The 874-nt window shown below is 69.0% G+C and carries 1 protein-coding gene; it reads left to right on the plus strand.

Going from position 1 to position 874, the window contains the following annotated elements; all coding sequences use genetic code 11:
- The coding region (locus B8W69_RS29510) for an AMP-binding protein (protein ID WP_165762736.1) at positions 1-874 on the plus strand (874 nt) is incomplete at both ends.

Raw genomic sequence — 874 nt, forward strand, 5'->3', positions numbered from 1 at the left:
TGGCCGAACGCTGGGGTGAGGCCGGTGAGCTCGCCGGGATCGGCGGGACGGTGGAGTTCCGCACCGACGTCTTCGACGCGGCCAGCATTGAGGCGCTGAGCGAGCGGTTGCGGCGAGTGTTGGCGGCCATGACCGCCGATCCCAGCCGGCGGTTGTCGTCGGTGGATGTGCTCGATGCCGATGAGCACGGCCGCCTGGATCGGTGGGCCAACCGGGCGGTGTTGACCCGGCCCGCACCCACGCCGGTGTCGATTCCGAACCTGTGGGCCGCCCAAGTCACGCGTGCGCCCGAGGCGCCGGCGGTGACCTGCGACGGCCACTCGATGACCTACCGGGAGCTCGAGGAGGAGTCGAACCGGTTGGCGCATCTGTTGGCCGGCCTGGGCGCCGGCCCGGGAGAGTGTGTGGCGCTGCTGTTGCCGCGGTCGGCCAAGGCGGTCGTGGCGATCATGGCGGTCCTCAAAACCGGGGCGGCATATCTGGCGATCGACCCGGCTGTGCCGACGGCCCGGATCGAGTTCATGGTTGCCGATGCCGCACCGATCGCCGCGATCACCATCACTGGGCTCGCCGACCGGTTCGACGGGCGCGGCCTGCCGGTCATCGGTGTCGATGACCCTCGCATTCCCGGCTACCCGTGCACGGGCTTGCCGGCGCCGTGTCCGGACAATGTCGCCTACCTGATCTACACCTCGGGCACCACCGGTGTCCCCAAAGGGGTGGCCATACCCCACCACAACGTGACCCGGTTGCTGAGTGCACTAAACGCCGACCTGGAGCTGTCGCCCGGGCAGGTGTGGTCGCAGTGTCATTCGTTGGCCTTCGACTTTTCGGTGTGGGAGATCTTCGGTGCGCTGCTGCATGGCGGGCGGCT

Source organism: Mycolicibacterium vulneris, assembly GCF_002104765.1.
Lineage (GTDB): Bacteria > Actinomycetota > Actinomycetes > Mycobacteriales > Mycobacteriaceae > Mycobacterium > Mycobacterium vulneris.